The sequence below is a fragment of the Paraburkholderia sp. BCC1876 genome (genome assembly GCF_902833695.1).
Lineage (GTDB): Bacteria > Pseudomonadota > Gammaproteobacteria > Burkholderiales > Burkholderiaceae > Paraburkholderia.
Map to the genome: position 1 here is coordinate 181709 of NZ_CADFGI010000012.1, position 24007 is coordinate 205715.

The following is a 24007-nucleotide window of genomic DNA, read 5'->3' on the forward strand; positions in this document are numbered from 1 at the left end:
TACGCAGCCTCTCATTTCGTCTAAGTACAGGATTAAGCATGTTGAACAAAGGCATCACGATCAAGGCGCGGATTGGCCTTACGATGGCTTTTCTCGCCGCGCTGCTGGTTGCCATCGGTGTTTTCGGTCTGTTCGGCATGAGCCGTTCGAACGACGCCTACAAGGACACCTTCACTAACGCCATGCCGAGCGCGGTCGATATCGGTAACGCCGAGCTGTTCGCGGCGCGTGAACGCCTCGCGCTCGATCGCGCCGCGTTCATGATCGGCACGCCCGACGCGGCGCCGACGCTGGAGCGGGCGCGCTCGATGCGCGCCACGTCCGACATGTGGTGGAAAAAGTATATGGACCTGCCGCGCGACCCCGACGAAGACCGGCTCGCGCAGGACGTGGTCAGCAAGCGCGATACGCTGCACCAGACCATGGACGGCTTCTCGGCGACGATCGCCGCGAGCGACCAGCCGAAGGTCGTGGCCAACGCCCAGCGCCTGCAGGCGACCTACAACGACCTCGCCAACGCCGACGACGCGCTGCGCAAATACCAGTTCACGTCGGCGAAGGCCGGTTACGACTCCGCGCAGGGCAGCTTCGAAACGTTCCGCCTCGTCAGCATCGGCGCGTTGCTGCTCGGCGTGGTCGCCGCCGCGTTCTCCTACCTGACGCTCAGCCGCGCGATCGCCCGGCCGCTCGGCGAAGCGCTCGGCCACTTCGACGCGATCGCCGGCGGCGATCTGCGCCGCCCGGTGATCGTCACGTCGCGTGACGAAATGGGGCAGTTGCTCGAAGGCATCGCGAAGATGCAGCGCAGCCTCACCGAAACGGTGCGTACGGTGCGCAGCGGCAGCGAATCGATCGCGACCGCCACTCGCCAGATCGCGGCCGGCAATATCGACCTGTCGTCGCGGACCGAAGAGCAGGCCTCGGCGCTGCAGGAAACCGCGTCGAGCATGGAACAGCTGACCGGCACGGTCAAACAGAACGCCGACAACGCGCGCCAGGCGAGTTCGCTCGCGGCCAATGCGTCGGAGATCGCCAACAAGGGCAGCGCGGTGGTCGGCCAGGTGGTCGGCACGATGGGCGATATCAATCAGAGTTCGGCGAAGATTGCCGACATCATCTCGATCATCGAAGGGATCGCGTTCCAGACCAACATCCTGGCCCTGAATGCGGCCGTGGAAGCGGCGCGGGCCGGCGAAGAAGGGCGCGGCTTCGCGGTCGTGGCAGGCGAAGTGCGCAGCCTCGCGCAGCGCTCGTCGGCGGCGGCGAAGGAAATCAAGGAACTGATCGACACCTCGGTCGAGCGTGTGCAGTCGGGCTCGGCGCTGGTGGACGAAGCCGGCCGCACGATGACCGAGATCATCAGTGCGGTGCAGCGCGTGACCGACATCATGGGCGAGATCGCCGCGGCGTCGGAAGAGCAGAGCAGCGGCATCGACCAGGTAGCGCGCGCCGTCACGCAGATGGACGAAGTGACGCAGCAGAACGCCGCGCTGGTGGAAGAGGCGGCGGCTGCCGCGTCGTCGCTCGAAGATCAGGCCGGCAAGCTGCGCACCGCCGTGTCGGTGTTCCAGGTCGACGAAGGCGGTTACAAGGCGCCGGTCAGCGCGCCGAAGCGGATGAGTGCGCCGGTGCGCTCGACGGCGGCGCGCAAGACGTCGCGTCCGGCGGCTGCGTCGCATTCGCCGTCGCATTCGACGTCACAGTCCGCCGCGCCGGCCGCTGCCCAGCAGCCCGCGCATGCGGCGCCGCAAGCCGCTACCGCACCCAAAGCGCCCGCCGCGGCACCCGCGCGCGCGCCCGCCAAGGCGATGACGACGGCCAGCGCCGGCAGCGACCAGGATTGGGAAACCTTCTGATCCGGCTCGATCCGGCGCGCGTTGCAACATTCATTGCCGGCGGCGCGTCAGATCGAAGCGTAGCGTCGCGGATGATCGCCACCCGTTGACCCCGAAACCGCGATTGCGCCTGCAGTCGCGGTTTTTTTCATGATGGGCGCATCAAATCAGGTCCGCGATCGCGAACCTGATGGCTACCCGACTGCGACACGATCACAACCCGACTGCAACCTGCACCCTGGCGGACGCCATGATCCGGTACATTGACGGGCGGGCTCGGCCACGAACTGCACCGCGCCGCGAGGGTAGCGTCGCCGCGAATCGTCAGCCGAAGTCAGCCGAAGTCAAACCGAACGGCACGCGCGCCGCTGGCCTCTGCCGCAGCGCCCGGCCTCCACTCAACCGCATGCCGCCGTCAACCGCTTAACGAACCGCTCAACGCGCCAGCCCTAAAGGACCGACATGACGCAATACGATCTTGCGCAACGCCTCGTCGAAGCACGCCGGCAGCATCGGCTGATCGAAGCGCCCGCACCCGACAGCCTGCCGCCCGACGCGGCCACCGCGTATGGGATCCAGCAGGCGGTTATCGCGGGCCTCGGCGACGTGACCGGCGCCTGGAAGATCGGCGCGAGAGCGCCGGGCGGCCCCGGCGCGGGCGCGCCGATTCCGGCTGCGCTGGTGCTGCCGTCGCCGGCGCGGGCCGCGCATGGCGCTTTCTTCCGCGTGCTGGTGGAACTGGAGATCGCGTTCCGTTTCGCCGAAGCGATCGAGCCGCGCGGCCGCGCCTATGCGCGCGACGAAGTGCTGTCGAAAGTCGGCGTCGTGCTGCCCGCCATCGAGATCGTCGATAGCCGCTTCGCGGAATGGCCGAATGTCGCACCGCTCGCACAACTGGCCGACGCGCAGAACAACGGCGCGCTGATCACCGGTCACGCGGTGGCCTATGCGGGCCTCGCGCGCGGCTTCGATTTCGTTTCGCCTGAACTGGCACTGAGCTTCAACGGCAACTCGCTGTTGCCGGAGGCCACCGGTAACCCGGCCGGCGACCCGCGCGAGCTGCTGGTGTGGTTCGTCAACCACTGCGCCGCAATGGGCATCACCATCGAGCCTGAATGGACGATCACGACGGGCTCGTACGTCGGCGGCATCAAGCTGGCCGAACCGGGACTCGTGCGCGGTTACATCGACGGCCTCGGAGAGGTGGAGATTGAACTGACCTGAGCAGGCCGCGGGTTTCCGCTCGTTGCGGTGACCTTTCACCCTGGCTTGTCATGGGGCAGCGGCGCTTGTCACATTCGCCCGTCACCTTTCCCTCTTCATGACCGCGCTTCAAACAAACGGCTGCCCACGGGCGGCCGTTTTACATTTGTCGCATCTGTCGCGGCGGCTTTGCCGTATACACCTATGAAAGCCGTTGGCCGCGTCGCCGTCATCCAGTTATAGAGGCATCGAGGCAGGGCAGCGGCTAACCCTGTTGACGACACGGTTAATACGAAACATGCAATGGACCGCGCGCAAAACATGCATGACGCGCGCGACGACACTTGGCGTGTTTGTCATGTAACACGGAAAGCGCGGAACAAAATGGGCCGCATGGTGACGAACAGCCTGACGACACGACCTGGTGTTCAATCGCGCTATCGACCGGAATGGCAAATGAACATGTAACAGGCAGCGTGCGTTGTAGTCGGAATGCCGATGTCGCGCGTTGTGGAAAAGAGGCGGATCGAGTTCGAGCGACGTGTCGAAAACGCGCATGCGGTCCACGCTTTCAGCAACAAAGTGTGCGCATGCAGACAGGGCGTCCGATATCGCAGTGCGATCGTTCGATGTAACGGGACGAGCGGCGCAATGGCACGTTGTACGCGCACTGAGCAGCAGTGCCAGGTGAGCGGTGTGACACGAGCCGGGCAGTGTGAACGTTGACGGCCAGGTCGCGAACCAGGTTGCGATTCAGGCCGTAAAACAGGCAGCAAGCGTGCGCATCGATTGCTACGATGTGAGCGCAAGATTGTAGGTGGTGGAAAGTGTGTTTCCAAGTGAGGAATGTCGGGAGGCGAATGCGGCGCGATTTTCGCAACGTAGTTCGTGAAAAAAAATTTAAAAGGGTTTAGGATGAATTCGAGCGATGTCGTTTCCGAATAGCGCGCCGCGCACGACATCGGTCTAGACTTCGGCGAGGAGGTAGCATGGATATCTACAGCAGTTTCGCGACCCGCTTCGAAAAAACGCGAGAAGATGAACTCTCGCTCGAGGAGTATCTCGCGCTCTGCAAAGACAATCCCGCCGCGTACGCCACTGCTGGCGAACGCATGTTGACGGCAATCGGGGAACCGGAACAGATTGACACTCGCAACGATCCGCGCACGTCGCGTATCTTCGCGAACAAGGTCATCAAGGTATACCCCGCGTTCCGTGAGTTCTACGGAATGGAGGACGTGATCGAGCAGGTGGTCGCGTACTTCCGGCACTCGGCCCAGGGGCTCGAGGAAAGGAAACAGATTCTGTATCTGTTAGGCCCGGTCGGCGGTGGTAAATCGTCGATCGCGGAGCGTTTGAAGCAGCTCATGGAGCGCGTGCCTTTTTACTCGATCAAGGGTTCGCCCGTCAACGAGTCGCCGCTCGGGTTGTTCGATTACGACGAGGACGGTCCGATCCTCGAAGAGCAGTTCGGCATTCCACGCCGCTACCTGAAAAGCATTCTGAGTCCGTGGGCGGTGAAGCGCCTGCACGAATACAACGGCGACATCCGCAAGTTCAAGGTGGTGCGCCGCTACCCGTCGATCCTTCGCCAGATCGGTATCGCCAAGACCGAGCCGGGCGACGAAAACAACCAGGACATTTCGTCGCTGGTCGGCAAGGTCGACATCCGCAAGCTCGAACAGTACGCACAAGACGACGCGGACGCGTACAGCTACTCCGGTGGCCTGTGTCTCGCCAATCAGGGGCTACTCGAGTTCGTCGAAATGTTCAAGGCGCCGATCAAGGTCCTGCACCCGTTGCTGACCGCCACCCAGGAAGGCAACTTCAAGGGCACGGAAGGGTTCGGTGCGATTCCGTTCGACGGCGTGATCCTCGCGCACTCGAACGAGTCGGAATGGAAGGCCTTCCGTAACAACCGCAACAACGAAGCACTGCTCGACCGGATCTTCGTCGTGAAGGTGCCGTATTGCCTGCGCTACGGTGAAGAGGTCAAGATCTACGAGAAGCTGCTGCGCAATTCGTCGCTGGCGAATGCGGTCTGCGCACCGGGCACGCTGAAGATGATGGCGCAGATGTCGGTGCTCACGCGCCTGCAGGAGCCGGAGAATTCGAGCCTGTTCTCGAAGATGCAGGTGTATGACGGCGAGAACCTGAAGGACACCGATCCGAAGGCCAAATCGTACCAGGAGTACCGCGATTTCGCGGGCGTGGACGAAGGCATGACTGGTGTGTCGACCCGCTTCGCGTTCAAGATCATGTCGCGGGTGTTCAACTTCGATTCGACCGAGGTCGCGGCCAATCCGGTGCATCTGATGTACGTGCTCGAACAGCAGATCGAACGCGAGCAGTTCCCGCCGGAAACCGAACAGAAGTATCTGTCGTTCATTAAAGACGTGCTCGCGTCGCGCTATGCCGAGTTCATCGGCAAGGAGATTCAGACCGCGTACCTGGAGTCGTATTCCGAGTATGGTCAGAACATCTTCGATCGCTATGTGACGTACGCGGACTTCTGGATTCAGGATCAGGAATTCCGCGACCACGACACCGGCGAGAGCTTCGACCGCGCGGCGTTGAACGCTGAGCTGGAGAAGATCGAGAAACCCGCGGGCATCAGCAACCCGAAGGACTTCCGCAACGAGATCGTGAACTTCGTGCTGCGTGCGCGTGCTGCGAATGCGGGGAAGAATCCCGCGTGGATCAGCTACGAGAAGCTGCGCGTCGTGATCGAAAAGAAGATGTTCTCGAACACGGAAGAGTTGTTGCCGGTGATCTCGTTCAACGCCAAGGGTTCGGCGGAAGAGCAACGCAAGCACGAAGACTTCGTCAATCGCATGGTGACGAAGGGCTATACGCCGAAGCAGGTGCGCTTGCTGTGTGACTGGTATCTGCGCGTGCGCAAGTCGTCATGAAATGCACCGCGTGCCGCCCGCGTGGTCCGACCGCGCGGGCACCCTGCGAGGCGCAAGCTGCATGGACATAGCGTTGCATCAGGCAGCGTGCGTCTCGCGCACCGGAAATTAGTGCGGCGTGTGTGGGTAAGTCATTGGCACCAGGCGCCAATGCCGGCCGACATGCTCTGCATGGGGTCCAGGTCAACGCTAAAGCGCTAACCTGGACCGACAAGGGAGACCGGGCGTGCTTCATCAAATTATCGACCGCAGGTTAGCTGGCAAAAACAAGAGCATTGCGAATCGCGAGCGGTTTTTGCGTCGCGTCAAGAACTACATTCGTCGCGCCGTTTCGGAAGCGGTACGCGACCGCAGCATCAAAGACATCCAGAACACCCAGAGCATCACGATCCCGCGCAAGGACATTGCGGAGCCGTCGTTCCGTCATGGTCCTGGCGGCAAGCGGGAGATGGTGCACCCGGGTAACGCCGACTACATTCGCGGCGACAAGATCCAGCGCCCGCAGGGCGGCGGCGGTGGAGGCGGCGGCAATCAGGCCAGCAACGAAGGCGACGGGCAGGACGACTTCGTGTTCGAGCTGAGCCGCGAAGAATTCATGCAGTATTTCTTCGACGATCTCGAACTGCCGCGACTCGTCAAAACTCATCTGATGGCTGTGCCGACGTGGAAAAGCATCCGCGCGGGCTGGGCCGCGGAAGGCACGCCGAACAATATCGACGTGGTCCGTTCGCTGCGCAGCGCGCTCGGCCGCCGCATCGCGCTCGGCGCGCCGCTCGTCAACCAGTTGCACGAGATGGAACGGCAACTGGACGTCATGAAGGCCGACCCCGACGACCGCCGCGACGAGATCAAACTGCTCGAAGAGGAAATCCACCATTTGCGCGGGCGCATCTGGCGGATTCCGTTTATCGATCCGTTCGATCTGCGCTATGTGAATCGCGTGAAGCAGCCCACGCCGTCCAGCCAGGCCGTGATGTTCTGTCTGATGGATGTGTCCGGCTCGATGGACGAGCAGCGCAAGGACCTCGCCAAGCGCTTTTTCATTCTGCTGTATCTGTTCCTCAAGCGGAACTACGAGAAGATCGAAGTCGTGTTCATTCGCCACCACACGCGCGCCGAAGAGGTCGACGAAGACACGTTCTTCCATTCGACCGAAAGCGGCGGCACGGTGGTGTCGAGCGCGCTGGAGCTGATGCAGAAGGTGATGGACGAGCGCTACTCGCCGACTGAATGGAATATTTACGGCGCCCAGGCGTCGGACGGCGACAACTGGACCGACGACTCGCCGAAGTGCCGCAAGATACTGTCGGATGACATCCTGGAGAAGGTGCGCTATTTTGCGTATATTCAGGTGACGCCCGAAGAGCAGAATCTGTGGCTCGAATATGCGCAACTGGCGTTAAGCCAACCGCATATGGCGATGAAGAAGGTCGAAACCGCGGCTGATATCTATCCGGTGTTTCGTGAGCTGTTTGAAAAGCAGGTTGCGTCGTCGTGACGTCGAAGCGCCTGCACAACGAAGCGCGCGGCGATCAGCCGGCGCGCGGGAAAGGCGTGCCGCAGCAGCAATCGTCGGGGCATGCCGAGGCAGCAGCGCAGCCGCCGGGCTCCGCTACTGCCGGAGCAGCAGTCGATACCGCTGCAGCACGGGGACACACCGGAACGCCCACTGAGGGGCAAAGGGAAGTCCGTATGAACGTAGCCGATAGACGGCCTCTGCCGTGCCCGTCCGACTGGACCTTCGAATTGATCGAAGAGTACGACTCGCATATTGCCCGTGTTGCAGAGCAATATGAACTCGACGTGTATCCGATCCAGCTCGAACTCATCAGCGCCGAACAGATGATGGACGCGTACGCGTCCGTCGGGATGCCGGTGAACTACCGTCACTGGTCGTTCGGCAAACACTTTCTCTCCACCGAAAAAAGCTACCGTCGCGGGCAGATGGGGCTGGCGTACGAGATCGTCATCAATTCGAACCCTTGCATCGCGTATCTGATGGAAGAGAACACGATGACGATGCAGGCGCTCGTTATCGCGCATGCGGCCTACGGGCACAACTCGTTCTTCAAGGGCAACTATCTGTTCAAGCTCTGGACGGATGCGCACGCGATCATCGACTACCTCGTCTACGCGAAGAATTACATCGCCGAGTGCGAGGAGCGTTTCGGGCTCGATCGGGTCGAGGAGTTGCTCGACTCGTGCCACGCGCTGATGAATTACGGCGTGGACCGTTACAAGCGTCCGCAGAAGCTGTCGCTCGAAAAGGAATTCGCGGCGCGGCGCGAACGCGAGGCGTATCTGCAGTCGCAGGTGAATGAACTGTGGCGCACCTTGCCGACCCGGCATACGCCGTTGCCGGAGGAAATCGAGGAGCGCTACCCGCCCGAGCCGCAGGAAAACCTGCTGTATTTCGCGGAGAAAAACGCACCGCTGCTGGAGCCGTGGGAGCGGGAAGTGATCCGCATCGTGCGCAAGGTCGGGCAGTATTTCTACCCGCAGCGGCAGACCCAGGTGATGAACGAAGGCTGGGCGACGTTCTGGCACTACACGTTGCTCAACACCATGTACGCGCAGGGCAAGCTGGAAGACGGCTTCATGATGGAGTTTCTCCATTCGCACAGCAATGTGGTCTACCAGCCGCCGGTCACCAAACAGTATTACAGCGGCATCAACCCGTACGCGCTCGGTTTTTCGATGATGAGCGACATTCGCCGCATCTGCGAAGCGCCCACCGAAGAAGACCGCCGCTGGTTTCCGGAGCTGGCGGGCAGTCCGTGGCTGCCGGCCATGCACTACGCGATGCGCAACTTCAAGGACGAGAGTTTCGTCGCGCAGTATCTGTCGCCGCATCTGATTCGGGAAATGCGTTTGTTCTCGGTGCTCGACGACGACATGCGCGATTCGCTCGAAGTCTCGGCGATTCACGACGACAGTGGTTATCAGTATGTGCGTCAGGCGTTGTCGCGGCAGTACGACATGCACCACCGGGAGCCGAATATTCAGGTGTGGGCGGTTAATACGCGCGGCGACCGGAGTCTGACGCTGCGGCACTTCATGAGCGACAACCGGCATCTGTCGGGGGATAGCGAGGAAGTGCTCAAGCACATGGCGCGGCTGTGGCAATTCGATGTCTATCTGGAGAGCGTCGATGAAAACGGCACGGTGCGTAAGCGCTATGAGTGCCGCTATGTGCCGCCGGCGGTGCGGGTGTGAGGGTTTGCGCCTTTGAGTGTTGCTGAAGACAAAGCCAGCTTTCGAGCTGGCTTTGTTTTTGGAGGGCGACGACTCAGCAGGAACGCTATGCCAGTTACCGGAAACCGGTACTAAGGTACCGGTTTCCGGTAATCCGCATTCGCGATGGCGCGTAGCGTCGCCGCAGGCAGGCATTTCGAACCTGACAAACCCCCATCTCCTCCTTGCATTTCTGTAAAATTCGCGCACGCACGCGATGAGCACCTCGCCACGCGCGTTGTGAAGGCGGCGCTACGACCGCCTCTTCCGCTTACAGACAAGGAAAGACAACAGCATGACCGACCTGACCGACCAAACCGTAGCCTCGGCTCACGACACGCGTCGCCGCATCCTCGCGATCGTTGGCGCTTCATCGGGCAATCTCGTCGAGTGGTTCGACTTTTACGTGTACTCGTTCTGCGCGCTGTATTTCGCGCCGGCGTTTTTCCCGAGCGGCAACACCACCACGCAGTTGCTCAACACGGCGGGTGTGTTCGCCGCGGGCTTCCTGATGCGGCCGATCGGCGGCTGGTTCTTCGGCCGCCTCGCCGACAAGCGTGGTCGCCGCACTGCGATGATGGTCTCGGTGTTCATGATGTGCGGCGGCTCGCTGGTGATCGCCGTGCTGCCCACCTATGCACAGATCGGCGCGCTGGCGCCGGCCTTGCTGCTGGTCGCGCGACTCTTCCAGGGCTTGTCCGTCGGAGGCGAATACGGCACCAGCGCGACCTATATGAGTGAGGTCGCGCTGAAAGGCCGGCGCGGTTTCTTCGCATCGTTCCAGTACGTCACGCTGATCGGCGGCCAGTTGTGCGCGCTGCTGGTGCTGGTGATCCTGCAACAAACGCTGTCCACTGAAGAGCTGAAGGCGTGGGGCTGGCGCGTGCCGTTCGTGATCGGCGCGCTGGCGGCGCTGGTCGCGCTGTACCTGCGCAAGTCGCTCGAGGAAACCACTACGGCCGCCACGCGTCAGCGCAAGGAAGCCGGCACGCTGCGCGGCTTATGGCTGCACAAGGGCGCCTTTATGACGGTGCTCGGCTTCACGGCCGGCGGCTCGCTGATCTTCTATACGTTCACCACGTATATGCAGAAGTACCTGGTCAACACGGCCGGCATGCACGCGAAAACCGCCAGCAATGTGATGACCGCGGCGCTGTTCGTCTACATGCTGATGCAGCCCGCGTTCGGCGCATTGTCGGATCGGATCGGCCGGCGTCGTTCCATGCTGTTCTTCGGCTTCTTCGCGACCATCGGCACGGTGCCGCTGCTGCATGCGCTGAAAGACGTGACGAGCCCGTACGCGGCGTTTGGTCTGGTGGTGGTGGCGCTGGCGATCGTCAGCTTCTACACGTCGATCAGCGGGCTGATCAAGGCCGAGATGTTCCCGCCGGAAGTGCGCGCGCTCGGCGTCGGCTTATCGTACGCGGTGGCCAATGCGATCTTCGGCGGCTCGGCGGAATATGTGGCGCTGTGGCTGAAGTCGATCGGCAGCGAGACGACCTTCTTCTGGTACGTCACCGCGTTGTGCGCGATCGCCGGGATTGTTTCGCTGCGCATGCGCGATCCGTCGAAAGAGGGCTATTTGCGCCACGAGCCGTGAAGCGTCACAGGCTTCTACCGCACGACGTTTGATGAGCCGCGTGCTCAGGCCACCACGATATCCGTGCCCAATGCATGCAGCAGATCGCGCAGCGCCTCGGCCTGCGCCATCTTCGCATCGCTGCGTAAATGAATCTGCAGCGCTCGCCCTGCGATGCCATCAACAGGATGGGCGAGCCACAACTCCACGGCGAGCCCCAATCCTTCCGGCTGGTTGACGACGACCGGCTCGATCACACGCGGCTTGAAACAGGCACTATCGGACATGGCGGATCACCTCGGCTGATGATGATGGATCGGGTTCATCGTAATCAACGCGGCATCCCACACCAAGCAACAAATACGCGTTTGCTAAGCAGAGGGATGCTTGGCAGGAAACGCGCATGACCGACATGCCGGCATGCCGGCTAGCGCCGGTTAGCGCCAGCAATCCAGCCTCACACCGGTTCGGACCGGTCCGCGACCAATTCGGAAACGAGCTCCTTCACCGCGGCCACCGGTTCGGCGGCAACGGCGGGCGCAGCCGCCACCGCGGCGACTGCGGCCGCCGCAACAGCCTGCGGCCGCACGCTGAACCCCGCGCGTGCGAGCATCGCGAGATGGTAGTAAAAGCGCTTGCTCAGCCCATAACGGTAGGCGAACAGATGCCCGAACAGGATCTTCAGACCCGCCCGCACCTGGCGATTGCGCGCGTGCACGGACACCACGATCGGCGCGAGGCGGCGCAACGCCAGCCTGCGTGACGGCTCCAGCGACGGCGGTAAGGACAGCGCCTTGACGAACGCATACGCGCTCACCGTCGCGGCGATCGCCGTGCCGCGCGTGCTATGCGAGATCGATGTCGCCGTCTTGCGATACACCGACACATAGTCGTGCAGGTAAAACACCTCGCGCGCCGCGAGGCACAACTCGGCGCCGAACACGAAATCGCAGCACATGCCGTACTGCTCCGAATACCCGATGCGCTTCACGAGTTGCGCGTCGGCCATCCAGCCGTTGTTCGGGAACATCTGGATCAAACCGGTTCTGCCCGGCAACGGCTGCAGGCCTTCTGCGTCTCGGGTTCGGCGGAAATCGATATTCAATTGCCGGCTGCCGTCGAAGCCGATCGCGCCCGCGTGATCGGCTTCGTATTGATCGCCGAACGCGGCGTCGAGTTGCGGATGCTGCTTCCATAACGACACGAGTTTCTCGACGCCGTCCGTGGTGAGCAGGTCGTCGTCGTGAATCAGCAGGATCTTGTCGCCCGTCGCGCGCTCGAACAGACTCGCGACGTTGCGCGCCTGACCAAGCGGCGGCCGGTTCAGCGTATAGCGCACGCGCGGCTCGTCGCGATAACGCGCCTCGATCAACTGCTGGGTGCGTGTGTCGTTCGAATCGTCGCCGATCACGATTTCCAGATTGCCGTAGCTCTGCGCGAGGCACGAATCGATGCACTGCACCACCAGTTCAGGACGGTGGCAGGTGGGCAGGCAGACGGAGACGGTGGAAAGAAGGGAGCCTGATGAGATGGACATGATGGACGTCGCCGTTGTTATTCAGTAAGGGGCGGCAGCCGATTCGCCTGGCGCGCTCAGCGTTGCAGGCAGAAAAATAGTCCATTGCGGCGAAAAAATATTCGGTAAAAATCAGGAAGAAATGTTTGGCTTATGAAAGCGGGTGTTAGGGAAAAATTCATGCGGCTTTGCCGCCAAAACGCAGCAAAGCCGCCCGCAGCTTGATGCTCAATATTTCAACTCACTGACGGCTCACCCTCGCCGGGTTGCTTTCCGGGACGGTCGGCGGGCGACTGATCGCGATCCTGATCGCCGCGCTCGGGGAGCTTGCTCTTCTCGTTATCGCTATGAACAGCCGGTTGCGGATGCTCGATGTCGGCCGGTTTGTCGTTGGTATGCTCTTGAGTTGCACTCATGGCTTTCTCCTCGGTTGGAAAACATCTTCTATTCAGCAAGGCGCAGACCCGGTGCGGGGAGTCGGCGCGCTCATGCAGGTCTCATGCCGCTCTCACACGATCCGCGTGCAGCGCAAGCGCAGGATTTTCAGCGCGAACTGATTCGGTATCCGTATGAGGTGCGCTGCATCAAACGGCGCTGAAAAGCGTCCGCTACGACCGACAAAAACCTTGACCGTCGACGGCAGAAAGCGCACCGTGAGGAAGTTCGACCCGCCCGAGGAGCACAACATGAAACTCAACTTCCCGAATCCGAGTCGCAGCTATGACGCGAGCCATCATTGCGTCAATTTCTGGGGATACGACAACGCGCGCGAGATCGCCTTCGCGGTCAACGATTCGGTGATTTCGAATCTGAGTCCCGAGGCCGGTTCCGACGAACGGGCGGTATTAGCGGCCTTCGATCTGCATCGCGAGCAGATCCTGATGCTGGCGCGCGGCGTGTATGTCGCCGGGCCACAGACGCGCTATACGATTTCCTGATTGATCGATTGATCGATTGATCGATTGATCGATTGATCGGGCGAGCTGGCGATATTGAGCTGGCAACCGAGCGAGTGGTAACGCGCGGCCGTGCGAGTGACGCATGAAGCGTGAAGCATGACGCTCGCCACGTCCTATCGGACTCGCCACACACCACACACCACCCATCAAGCCGCACGCCGCTCCTCACAAACTCAACCCGCCGGCTCCCGCGCCGCGCCACCCGTCAGCGACACCACGAAGTCGAAGAACGCCCGCACCTTGGCCGGCGGATGATGCCGCGAAGGATAAAGCGCATACAGCGGATAAAGCTCATCGCCCCAATCGGGAAAAAGTTCGACGAGCTTGCCGCTAGACAGCAGCGGTTCCGCACCGAGCGCCAGAATCTGCGCGACGCCCTGGCCTGCCGCGCACGCGCTGTGCATGGTGCCCACGTCGTTCACCGTCAGCGGACCTTGCGGCGTCAGCATCACCTTCTTGCGCCCGCGGTGAAACTCCCAACCGAACGGATAACCGGTGAGCGGATCACGGAATTTGATGCAGATGTGCTGGCCCGTCTCGAGGTCCGTGGGCGTAGCCGGATGCCCGTGTTTCTTCAGATACGACGGCGCGGCCACCGTCAGAATCCGCGTATCCAGCAGCTTGCGCGCGATCAGCGACGACACCGGCGGATCGCCGAAACGGATCGCGATATCGAAACCGTCGCTGACCATATCGCCCAATTGATCGCGCGTGATCAACTCGAGTTGCAGATCGGGATGCCTGTCGATGAACCCGCCTAGCCGGGCCCCGAGCACCAGCCGCGAAAAGAACGGATCCATATTCACGCGCAGTCGGCCGCGCACGGCCGTCGCGCCTTGCGCCGCCGACGAGGCCGCTTCTTCGAGGCCGCCCAGCAGCGGCACGATCTGTTCATAGAAGCGCCGGCCTTCGTCGGTCAGCGTGACCGAGCGCGTGGTGCGGTCGAACAGCCGGATTCCGAGCCGCGCTTCGAGCCGCGCGACCGAACGGCTCACTCCGGATTGCGACATGTCGAGTGCTTCGCCCGCCGCCGCAAAACTGCCGCAATCGACGATCGCCGTCAACACGCCCATGCCGTTCAGCATGCGCTCGTCAAATGGCATCTGTTATTCCTTTCTTATGCATTAATGCACGACATGCTAACGCGAAAATCTGTTTGAATTCACATGACAGGTTGTGCAAAGGCCGCCCAGCAAGGCCGATCAATGATGTCTTGTCATGACTGGAATGACAGCGAAGCTATCGCGTCAATCGCGGGGTGGGCGTTAATCTTCGTGAACTCGCTCGAATGACGAAGGCATGCGATTCTCGTCATGCACAGGGCATATTCGAGTGGAATAACGGAGAACGCGTCATGTCGAGAATATTTATTACCGGTTCCGCCGATGGCCTCGGTCAAATGGCTGCGCGACGGCTTGTCGATGCCGGACACCAGGTGGTTTTGCACGCCCGCAACGCGGCGCGCGCCGAAGAAGCTTTGAAAGCCGTGCCGCAAGCGGAGCACGCATTGGCCGGCGATCTGTCGAGCCTCGCTGAAACGATGGCGCTCGCGGAGCAGGTGAACCGGCTGGGCCGTTTCGACGCGATCATCCACAACGCGGCGGTCGGTTATCAGGAGCCGCGCCGGATCGCCACGGTCGATGGTTTACCGCATGTGTTCGCGGTCAATACGCTGGCGCCGTATGTCCTGACCGCGCTGATCGGGAAGCCGCAGCGGCTCGTCTATCTCAGCTCGGGCCTGCATCGCAGCGGCGACGCGAGCCTCGACGATCTCGCCTGGGAGCGTCGGCCGTGGCAAGGCACGGCCGCGTATTCGGATTCGAAATTGCACGACGCGTTGCTGGCGTTCGCGATGGCGCGCCGCTGGCCGCAGGTGTTGTCGAATGCGTTGGAGCCGGGCTGGGTCGCGACCAAAATGGGCGGGGCGGGTGCGCCGGACGATCTGACGGCCGCGCCGACCACGCAGGTGTGGCTCGCTGTCAGCGATGAACCGGCGGCCACCGTCAGCGGCGCGTACTTTTATCACATGAAGCCGCGCGAAACGCATCCGGCGGTACATGACGTTGCGGTTCAGGAGCGCCTGATCGAAGCGTGCGCGGGGTTGTCCGGCATCCGTTTGCCGGATTGATGGCGGATACAGCCGATACCGCCGATACCGTCGTTCAGCGTCCCGCGCTGTGCGTTGCCGGCGCGCGCACTTTGGGTTGCGCCGGTGCGACGTCGAGCTGACGAAAGATCCACGCGGACACCAGCGTGATTACGCCCACGCACGCGAAGCTGAGGCGAAAGCCGAGCGCCGCCGAGCCCCATTGCGCCGAAAACAGATTCACGAGCCCACCGCCGATCGACACGCCCAGCCCGATCGCCAGCATCTGCACCATTGAAAACAGGCTGTTGCCGCTGCCCGCATCTTCATGCGAGAGGTCCTTGAGCGTGACGCTGTTCATTGCCGCGAACTGCATGGAGTTGGCCGCACCGAACACCGCGAGGATCGCGATTTCGATGGCGAGCGGTGTGCCGCGCGTGATCAATGCAAACGCAACGATCGACGAACCAACGATCAGCGTGTTCACGAGCAGAAACGTGTCGTAGCCATAGCGGCGGATCAGCGGCGCGATCCAGCGTTTGGCGACGGTGCCGGCGAGCGCCGCGGGCAGCATCATCAGACCGGAGTGCAGCGGCGAATAGCCGAGTTGCAATTGCAGCAGCAAGGGCACGAGAAACGGCACCGCGCTGGAGCCGATACGGCACACCAGATTGCCGATCAGACCGACGCTGAAATTCGGCTCGCTGAACAGCGCCAGTTTGAACAACGGATTGCGACGACGCCGCGCGTACGGAATATAGGCGAGGGCGCTGACCACGGCGAGCACGAACAGCCCCGCCGCCCAGGCCGCCCGATGCGTGGAGAACGGCGCTTCGATCGACAGCGAAAACGCGATCATGCACAGCGACAGCAGCCCGCAACCCACGAAGTCGAACGGCGGCGCCTGGGTCTCGCCATGCGCCGGCAGAAAGCGCTGCACCGCGTAGAGGCCCACCGCGCCGATCGGCACATTGATCAGAAAGATCCAGTGCCACGTCATGTCCTGCACGAACCAGCCGCCGAGCGTCGGACCGGCGATCGGTCCCAACTGACCCGCGACCGAAATGAACGCCAGCGCCGACACGTACTGTTCGCCCGACACGCTGCGCAACACCGCGAGCCGGCCGATCGGCAGCAGCATCGAACCGCCGACGCCTTGCAGTACCCGCGCGATCACCAGCTGGCCGAGCGTATGCGCGCTCGCGCAGCAGATCGAGCCCAGCACGAAGATGAGGATCGCCACGAAGTACACGCGACGCGTGCCGAAGCGGTCCGCAAGCCAGCCGGACGCGGGCGTCAGCATCGCCATGGTCAGCGTGTACGCGATGATGATCGGCTGCATGGCGAGCGGCGCCACGTGCAGGCTGTTCGCGATCGACGGCAACGCGGTGTTGACGATGGTCGTGTCGAGCGACTGCATGAAAAAGCCGGCGGCGACGATCCACAGCAGCGCGGTTTGGGCGGAATCCTTGTTCATTTTTACGGGGCGGCAAGGCGGGCGGCTAGGCGCCCGAACTCGGGGCATTCATTGGGGGAGTGCAGTCATGATATTGACATACCCGTCAATCGGGAACCCCACTAAGAACGCTGACTGTTATCGACAATGCCGATAAGCAGCGCGACAATGCAGCATGCTCAACCCCATCTGGCTCAAGACCTTCGCGACGGTCGCCGCCTGCCACAGCTTCACCGAGGCGGGGCGGCGGCTCGACCTGACGCAGTCGAGCGTCAGCGAACACATCCGGCGGCTCGAAGAGAGCGTGGGCCGCCGTCTGTTCGTGCGCGATACCCATTCACTGGCCATGACCGCCGACGGTGAGGCCATGCTCGCGCACGCCAGCGTGATCTTGCAGGCGCTTGCGCGGGCCGAATCGCAGTTTCGCGCGCCACGCCTGAAAGGGCGCGTGCGGCTCGGTTCATCGGACGACGTCGCGCTCGGGCCGCTGCCCAATGTGCTGGCGGCGTTTCGCGACGCCCATCCGGACGTCGAGCTCGAAATCACCATCGGCATGACCGGCAAGCTTTACGAATTGCTGGAAGCAGGGTCGATCGATCTGCTGGTGGGTAAGCGCCGGCTCGGGGATCGTCGCGGCGTGCCGCTCTTCACGGGCCGGCTCGAATGGCTCGCGCGTCCCGGCACGATGGTCGATCTGAGTCAGCCGCTGCCGCTGATTCTGGTCGCCGAGCCGAGCGTGACGCGCGCGGTCGTGCTCGATGCGCTCGCCGAGGCGGGTTTTAGCTGGCAACTGGTGTGCACGAGCAGCAGCCATTCGGGTTGTATCGCGGCGGCGCGCGGTGGGCTGGGGATTACGGTGCGGCCGCAGTATCTGGCGGCGCGCGGGTTGGCGCCGCCGTTGAATGCCGCGGCGCTGCCGGCGTTGCCGTCGGTAGAATTTATCGCGCTGGCGGCCCGGCGGCTGAGTCGGCCGGCGGGCACGCTGATGCAGCTTTTACACGACAGCGATCTGCGTGGGTCGTGGATCGGAGAGTGAGGCGAGTCCGCTCAACCCGGCAACGCCGCCGCCAGCCGATCGAACTCCACCGCCCACGCCGCACGCCACGCATTGCGCGTGGCGTCATCCACCCACGCACCATCGATCCCGTTCAGCATGAACTGCCGCAATTCGGCAATGCTGAAGCCGAAGTGACTGAACATCACCTGCCACGCTTCGCTCGGATTCACCTTGTGCAGGGTGGGGTCGTCGGTATTCGGATGGATTTTCAGGCCGAGGCCCGGCATGCGCCGCATGGGATGCTGTTCGGCCCACACGTCCGGCGCGAGCGTGCGCAGGTAGTAGGAATTGGTCGGCACGACGGTGAAGACAATGCCGCGCTCCGCATAGCGCGCGGCCAGCTCCGGGTTGTCGACGATCGTGTAGCCATGATCGATACGGTCGCATTGCAGTAGGTCCACAGCAGTCTCGACATTGCGCCACGGCATGCCGAATTCGCCCGCGTGCGCGGTGGTTTTAAAGCCCGCGTTGCGCGCGTCGCGATACGCTTTCCAGAATAGTTCGGGCGGCCGGTCGTTCTCGCGATAGTCGATACCTAGACCCGCCACTTCCTCCGCCCGGTGCGCGCGCATCCAGTCCACCAGCGCGACGGCTTCGTCCGGATCGGCTTCGCGGTCGATGCTCGGAATCAGCCGCGCGCTGATGCCGAAGTCGCGCGCGGCGTCGCGAATCGCGGTGACGATCGCGGCTTGCGCGTCCGCATACGGAATCTTCGAGACGCGCACCGTGCCGGTCGGATTCCAGAAAAACTCGCTATGACGTACCTGATGCGCGGCGGCGTCGGCGAGATATTCGTAGGCGATGCGATGCAGGTCGTCGGCTTGCGTGAGCAGGTAGTCGTCCAGTGCGCGCAATACGCGCAGCACGCCGACCGGTTTCTCGCCGCGCGTATAGAACGAGTCGATTTCCGCGCGGCTGATCGGCGCCTGGCTTTTCTCGGCCAGCGCGATAAATGTCTCATGACGTACCGCGCCCAGCAGATGGCAATGCAACTCGACCTTCGGCAGCGCGGTGAAGAACGCGTGATGCGCGTCGGTGAGCGTGATGCCGAGGCGCGATGCGGGCACGTTGCCCAATGTCTCTTTCATGTCGGTATGGTTTTTGGTAGTGCGCAAAACTCAGTGTAGTGCGAATGCAAAGGCTGGAAAACGTACGGCGATCGGTGGCGCTTCAAGGCAGCTTCAGCGCAAAGTCAAAGCGCCTTAGTGCGGCTTCACCACGGTATAGAAGTAGTAACCCAGCGGTACGGCCAGCACATACAAACCCCACGGCACTTCGCGGAACCGTCCGGCGAGCAGCTTGACGAGCACGTAGCACAGCAGGCCGCCCGCAATGCCGGTGCCGAAACTGTTCGACATCAGCGTGAGCAGAACCATCGACAGCACCGGCAACGAGTCGGTGAAGTCGTCGAAATGCGCGTGACGGATCGTGCTGAACATCGACAGGCCGATCAGGATCAGCGCCGGTGCGGTCGCTTCTTTCGGAATCGCCAGCGCGACCGGCACGAACAGCAACATCAGCGCGAACATCGCGGCGGCGGCAAGCGATGACAAGCCGCTGCGGCCGCCCGCTTCGACACCCGCCGCCGATTCCACCAGCGCGGTCAGCGCCGGAATACCGAACACGGGCCCGAGCGTCGCGGCGATCGAGTCGACCAGAAACGGCCGGTTGATGTTGGGCAGATTGGCGTTTTCGTCGAGCAGATTGGCCTTCGCGCCGACTGCGAGCGTGGTGCCGAGCGTCGAGAAAAACTCCGCGGCGAAGAACACGAACAGATACGGAATCGACGCCACGCTCAGCGCGCTGACCAGGTCGACCTTGAACGCGATCGGCGCGATGCTGTGCGGCCACGCGAGGAACGACGCCGGCAGATGCGTGACGCCGAGCGGCACGCCTGCGCCGGCCGCGATCAGGATCGCCCACAGAATCGCGCCGGGCACGCGGCGGCCTTGCAGCACCACGGCCGCGCCGAGTCCGATCAGCGCGACCAGCGTGCCCGGCCGCGAGAAATCGCCGAGCGCGAGCGCGTTGGTTTTCGCGTTGGCGATCACCATGCCCGCATTGCGGAAGCCGAGCACCGCGATGAACAGGCCGATCGACGCGCCGAGCCCGAGCTTGATCTGCGCCGGAATCAATCGCATCACGAGACTGCGAGCGCCGACGAGGGTCAGCATCAGGAACAGCACACCGGACACGCACGCAATGCCGAGCCCCGTTTGCCATGCGACATGCTCGCCCGCGAGCGTGACGCCAAGAATCACCGAGCCGCCGATGCCGGGTCCAACCAGAAACGGCAGGTTCGCATACAGCGCCATCAGCACCGTGCTGAGCACGAACACGAGAATCGTCGCGGTGGTGGCGGCGCCGCGATCCATGCCGCCCGCCGCCAGCAGCGAAGGGATCACGACCAGCAGATAAGCGGCCGCGAGAAACGACGTGATACCGGCGATGGTTTCGATACGTACGCTGGTCTTGCGTTCGCTGAGCGCGAAACGCCGCTCGAGCCAACTGCTGCTCGCCGGTGCTGCGGCGGACGCTGCTTTGGGCATTGAAGATTCGTTATTGATCAATTGATTCATCCTGTAATCGTGCCATTTATACTGCTGCGCATTGCGTCGATGCTTCGCTCACCATGACCGACCGTTCGTCCCTGCTGCCCGCGCTCACGCTGCGGCAAATCCAGTACTTCGTGACGCTCGCGCATGCGCGCAGCTTCACGCAGGCCGCGCAATCGCTCGCGTTGACGCAGCCGGCGCTGACCGCCGCGATCCGGCAGATCGAGTTCCTGCTCGGCGGGCCGCTGTTCGCGCGGTCCGCGCATCGCCTGACGCTCACGCACGCGGGCGCCAGCGTGCTGCCGCTCGCCGAACGCCTGCTCAACCAGGCGCGCGGCACCTTCGACGACATGGCGAGCACCTTCGCCGAACGCGTGCAGACGGTGCGCATCGGGCTGATTCCGTCGGCCGCGGCGCGTCTGCTGCCCGCGCTCGCTTCGTTGCGCGCGCAACAGCCGTCGCTGCGCTTCACGCTGAACGACATGCCGAACACCGCGTTGCTCGACGCGGTGCGTCAGGGTGCGGCCGACTTCGGCGTCGGCGTGCATGAGCCCGACGCGCCCGCCACCGAACGCGACGGCGACGCCGCGTTGCGCTATCAGGATCTGTTCGAGGATCAGATCGTGGTGGTGGTGCGGCGCGACGATCCGCTCGCGCAGAAGAAAAGCCTGGCCTGGGCGAAGCTGGTGGGGCGCGACCTCGCCGCGTTCGTGCGCGGCAGCGTCAGCGAGGCGTTGCAGCGCACCGGCGGCGCGGAAGGCTTGCAGCTCAACGTGGCCTATCGCGTCGAATACACCGAACCCTTGTACGAACTGGTGCGCAACCGTCTGGCGATTGCCGTGCTGCCGAGTCTTTACACCATGCATCTGCACGATGCCGAACTGGTCGCGCTGCGTCTGGACAAACCGCGCGTGACCCGCTCGATCGCCCTGATCTCGCTCGACGGCGACGATCGCGGCCCGCACGTGCGGGCTTGCCGCGAGTGGATCGTCGCGCATATTTGAGGGCGGGTGGAGGGGCTGCATCGGTTTGCGGATCGCGTGCTTGTTGCCGGGTTGTTGCTCGTTGTTTGCTGCCTGCTTGTCGCTTATCAGTCGCTCGCAATTTCGACTTGCGCCGGTCAGGGCAACGTTGCGATGTCGACTTACGCCGGTCAAGGCAACGTTGCGATCCCGACTTGCGCCCGCTCAGGGCAGCGTCGCGAGCCGTGAGCGCAGCGCGGCGTAGAAACCGTCCGCGTCCACCTCGGTGATCCACGTTGCGTTCGGCTTGCGTCCGCTGTGGCCGCTCCAGTCCACCACGGTCTCGCCGAGCGTCCATTCGCCGACGGTCTCGATCATTACGTTGACCTCGCGTCCCTTGAACAACGACGGGTCGATCAGATAACCGGTCGCGCACGGGTCGTACATCGGCGCGGATTCGACGCCGCGGCGGCCCTTCTGATACGCGACTTCCGCAGCCATGATGTCGGCCGCCATCGTTCCGCAACGGTTGCCGAGTGCGCGAATCGGTGCGATGCGCGCGGGCGTGATCGGCGCTTTCACGGCGACGTCGCGCGGCAGCACCACGATCGGTACGCCGCTCGCGAACACCACCTGCGCGGCTTGCGGATCGACATAGATATTGAATTCGGCGGCCGGCGTGATGTTGCCGCGTTCGAAGAACGCGCCGCCCATCAGCACGATGTCGCGAATGCCGTTGCGGATCTCGGGCGCTTCGATCAATGCGGTGGCCAGGTTGGTCAGCGGGCCGAGCGCGCAGAGCGTCACGCTGTGCGGCGCCGCCGCGCGCAGCGTCTCGATCAGGAACGCCACCGCGTGTTGCGGCGCGAGCGGCGCCAGCGGTTCGTGCAAAGGCACGCCGTCGAGCCCGGTCTTGCCGTGGACGTTCGCGGCCGTGATCAGTTCGCGCGTGAGCGGCCGCGGGCAGCCGGCATAGACCGGCAGCGAATGCGTAAGCCCAGCCCAGTCGCGGACGATGCGCGCGTTGCGTTCGGTCAGATCGAGCGGCACGTTGCCGGCCACCGTGGTGATCGCGCGTAGGTCGAGCCGGTCGCTGGCGCCGAGCGCGAACAGGATCGCGATCGCGTCGTCCTGGCCCGGATCGCAGTCGATGATCACGCTGCGGCGCGCGTTGTCCTGCGTCATGGCGGCGTTGGACGAGGCAGCGGCCGCATTCTCATTGGCGCCTTGATTTGCGGGCGTCGTCTGCGCGGTCATCGCCGCCAGAGTCGTCGGAGTCGTCGCGCCCGCCAGCATCGGCCACGAAGACGCGCCTGCGGCCAGCCCCATCGCCGTGCGCAAAAACTTACGGCGCGGCTGTGCCGGAGCGATCGGATCAGATAAAGCGACCGGGGCGGCCGGATCAAAGAATGTCGTCATGGTCAGCTCTGGCGTCAAAACACGTGGCGCATGCCGACCGTGGTAATCATCTGCCGGATGCCGGTGGATTGCGCGTAAGCAAAGATCTGCGCGTGTTGCGCATCGCCCGCCGCCTGCTGCGCGATCACCGTCAGCGCGATGTCCGTGCGTTTCGACAGGAAGTAATCGGCCTGCAGATTGACCTGATGCCATTTGGGCCTCGTGTTGATCACATCGTATTTGCCGTCGGTGAAGGCGTACGCGGCGCCGAGAATGAACGCGGGCGTCACGTGATAGTTCACGTTCAGGTTGTAGTTCTGCAAACGCAGATGCGAACCGTCGAGATAATCGTAGCGGACATCCGTGAACAGCGCGGCGAATTGCGCAGCGCCTACAGTGTAGAAACCGCCCGTGCCGAAGATGCGCTGTTTGCTCGCGAAGGCGGCCGGATGCAGCGCGCTCTTCGCGAAGATCAGCAGCGACGAGGCGTAGTCGTTCGAGATCGCGCCGTCCTGATTGGTGGCGCTATACGGATTGTTGTACTGCGCGTAGACCACGCTCCATTTCAGCGGACCGTGCTCGTAACCGACGCCGAAGCTGTAGGCGTTGTTATTGGCGAAACCGGTGGCGTTGCTGAAGCCGTATTCGGCGGTGGCCTTCAGGCCGCGATAGTCGGGCGTCACATATTTCGCCGCGTTCTGCACGCGAATGTCGTTATAGCCGTTGTCGTTATCGCCGATGTTCACGCCGTTGCTCGCAATGATCACCGGGCCGATATAGTCGTGCACCGTGTCGTACTGACGGCCGAAAGTCAGCGTGCCGTAGCGTTTGCTGGCGAGTCCCACGAACGCCTGGCGGCCGAATTCGCGGCCGTTTTGCGACGCGGTGCCGGTCATCACGTTGAAGCCGTTTTCCAGCTGGAAAATCGCGCTCGTACCGCCGCCCAGATCTTCCACGCCTTTCAGGCCCCAGCGCGGATTCTGGTTGGTGCCCGACAGCGCCTGCCACGCGTTCTTGCCGCCCTGGTTCGTCGCATAGCCGACGCCCGCCGAAATCAGGCCATACAGCGTGACGCTGCTTTGCGCATGCGCGGCGCTGGAGAGCGCGCCGACAATCGCGAGAGGGGCGAACTTGAGTAGTTTCATCGTGGTCCAGTAGCGGAAAGAGAGGGCGCCGAGCGTGCGGCGCATTCGAACTGGGCTCGACTATACGAAGCCGTCGGCTATAAAAATAATGTTGTTTTCTTATGGTTCTA

At 62.9% G+C, this 24007-nt stretch carries 19 protein-coding genes; 10 read left to right on the forward strand and 9 right to left on the reverse strand.

The window, feature by feature from the left end; genetic code table 11:
* The first annotated feature begins 38 nt into the window (after positions 1-38).
* The 6 genes from HWY05_RS32265 (at position 39) to HWY05_RS32290 (ending at position 10784) form a co-directional block, all read left to right on the forward strand.
* Entirely contained in the window at positions 39-1856 is a 1818-nt protein-coding gene (locus tag HWY05_RS32265; protein WP_176060880.1) for a methyl-accepting chemotaxis protein, read from the forward strand.
* A 441-nt stretch (positions 1857-2297) separates the two neighbouring features.
* Entirely contained in the window at positions 2298-3059 is a 762-nt protein-coding gene (locus HWY05_RS32270) for a hydratase (protein ID WP_176060881.1), read from the forward strand.
* A gap of 968 nt (positions 3060-4027) precedes the next feature.
* A complete protein-coding gene (locus HWY05_RS32275) occupies positions 4028-5950 on the forward strand; it encodes a PrkA family serine protein kinase (RefSeq protein ID WP_035545810.1) in 1923 nt (640 codons plus the stop codon).
* 226 nt (positions 5951-6176) lie between these two features.
* Positions 6177-7448 carry a YeaH/YhbH family protein gene (locus tag HWY05_RS32280; protein ID WP_035545808.1) on the forward strand — a complete coding sequence of 424 codons (1272 nt, stop codon included), beginning with the start codon at positions 6177-6179 and terminating at the stop codon, positions 7446-7448.
* Complete coding sequence (locus HWY05_RS32285) at positions 7445-9166, forward strand: SpoVR family protein (protein WP_035545806.1); 1722 nt, start codon at positions 7445-7447, stop codon at positions 9164-9166. The genes HWY05_RS32280 and HWY05_RS32285 overlap by 4 nt, the downstream gene beginning before the upstream one ends.
* Before the next feature lie 313 nt (positions 9167-9479).
* Positions 9480-10784, forward strand: a complete 1305-nt coding sequence (locus HWY05_RS32290) for an MFS family transporter (protein ID WP_176060882.1) — start codon at positions 9480-9482, stop codon at positions 10782-10784.
* 44 nt (positions 10785-10828) lie between these two features.
* On the opposite strand, the gene HWY05_RS32295 is transcribed toward HWY05_RS32290, so the two are convergent.
* From HWY05_RS32295 to HWY05_RS32305, 3 genes are all read right to left on the reverse strand, one after another.
* Complete coding sequence (locus HWY05_RS32295) at positions 10829-11050, reverse strand: hypothetical protein (protein ID WP_035545800.1); 222 nt, start codon at positions 11048-11050, stop codon at positions 10829-10831.
* 170 nt (positions 11051-11220) lie between these two features.
* Positions 11221-12300, reverse strand: a complete 1080-nt coding sequence (locus HWY05_RS32300; RefSeq protein WP_176060883.1) for a glycosyltransferase family 2 protein — start codon at positions 12298-12300, stop codon at positions 11221-11223.
* A gap of 215 nt (positions 12301-12515) precedes the next feature.
* Positions 12516-12695 carry a hypothetical protein gene (locus HWY05_RS32305; RefSeq protein ID WP_035545796.1) on the reverse strand — a complete coding sequence of 60 codons (180 nt, stop codon included), beginning with the start codon at positions 12693-12695 and terminating at the stop codon, positions 12516-12518.
* 270 nt (positions 12696-12965) lie between these two features.
* Between HWY05_RS32305 and HWY05_RS32310 the strand changes: the two genes are divergently transcribed.
* Positions 12966-13217 carry a DUF1488 domain-containing protein gene (locus tag HWY05_RS32310; RefSeq protein WP_035545794.1) on the forward strand — a complete coding sequence of 84 codons (252 nt, stop codon included), beginning with the start codon at positions 12966-12968 and terminating at the stop codon, positions 13215-13217.
* A 194-nt stretch (positions 13218-13411) separates the two neighbouring features.
* On the opposite strand, the gene HWY05_RS32315 is transcribed toward HWY05_RS32310, so the two are convergent.
* The gene (locus HWY05_RS32315; protein WP_176060884.1) at positions 13412-14341 is read right to left on the reverse strand and encodes a LysR family transcriptional regulator; all 930 of its coding nucleotides are present in this window, start codon (positions 14339-14341) and stop codon (positions 13412-13414) included.
* 251 nt (positions 14342-14592) lie between these two features.
* On the opposite strand from HWY05_RS32315, the gene HWY05_RS32320 reads away from it, so the two are divergent.
* Positions 14593-15366, forward strand: coding sequence for an SDR family NAD(P)-dependent oxidoreductase (locus tag HWY05_RS32320; RefSeq protein ID WP_176060885.1), 774 nt, complete (start codon positions 14593-14595; stop codon positions 15364-15366).
* Between the two features lie 34 nt (positions 15367-15400).
* Here HWY05_RS32320 and HWY05_RS32325 read toward each other — a convergent pair whose 3' ends face one another.
* Positions 15401-16849, reverse strand: a complete 1449-nt coding sequence (locus HWY05_RS32325; protein WP_176060886.1) for a DHA2 family efflux MFS transporter permease subunit — start codon at positions 16847-16849, stop codon at positions 15401-15403.
* A 106-nt stretch (positions 16850-16955) separates the two neighbouring features.
* Here HWY05_RS32325 and HWY05_RS32330 point away from each other — a divergent pair, with 106 nt between their 5' ends.
* Positions 16956-17816 carry a LysR family transcriptional regulator gene (locus HWY05_RS32330; RefSeq protein ID WP_035545785.1) on the forward strand — a complete coding sequence of 287 codons (861 nt, stop codon included), beginning with the start codon at positions 16956-16958 and terminating at the stop codon, positions 17814-17816.
* An 11-nt stretch (positions 17817-17827) separates the two neighbouring features.
* Here the strand turns inward: HWY05_RS32330 and add are convergent, their stop codons facing one another.
* Entirely contained in the window at positions 17828-18925 is a 1098-nt protein-coding gene (gene add, locus HWY05_RS32335; protein ID WP_176060887.1) for an adenosine deaminase, read from the reverse strand.
* A 114-nt stretch (positions 18926-19039) separates the two neighbouring features.
* Positions 19040-20386 carry an NCS2 family permease gene (locus HWY05_RS32340; protein ID WP_176060888.1) on the reverse strand — a complete coding sequence of 449 codons (1347 nt, stop codon included), beginning with the start codon at positions 20384-20386 and terminating at the stop codon, positions 19040-19042.
* A gap of 83 nt (positions 20387-20469) precedes the next feature.
* On the opposite strand from HWY05_RS32340, the gene HWY05_RS32345 reads away from it, so the two are divergent.
* The gene (locus HWY05_RS32345; protein WP_035545781.1) at positions 20470-21396 is read left to right on the forward strand and encodes a LysR family transcriptional regulator; all 927 of its coding nucleotides are present in this window, start codon (positions 20470-20472) and stop codon (positions 21394-21396) included.
* A 183-nt stretch (positions 21397-21579) separates the two neighbouring features.
* Here HWY05_RS32345 and HWY05_RS32350 read toward each other — a convergent pair whose 3' ends face one another.
* Together HWY05_RS32350 and HWY05_RS32355 are read right to left on the reverse strand one after the other, a co-directional pair.
* Positions 21580-22773, reverse strand: coding sequence for a nucleoside hydrolase (locus tag HWY05_RS32350; protein ID WP_244146756.1), 1194 nt, complete (start codon positions 22771-22773; stop codon positions 21580-21582).
* 14 nt (positions 22774-22787) lie between these two features.
* Positions 22788-23897 carry a porin gene (locus HWY05_RS32355; protein WP_176060889.1) on the reverse strand — a complete coding sequence of 370 codons (1110 nt, stop codon included), beginning with the start codon at positions 23895-23897 and terminating at the stop codon, positions 22788-22790.
* Positions 23898-24007 lie beyond the last annotated feature (110 nt).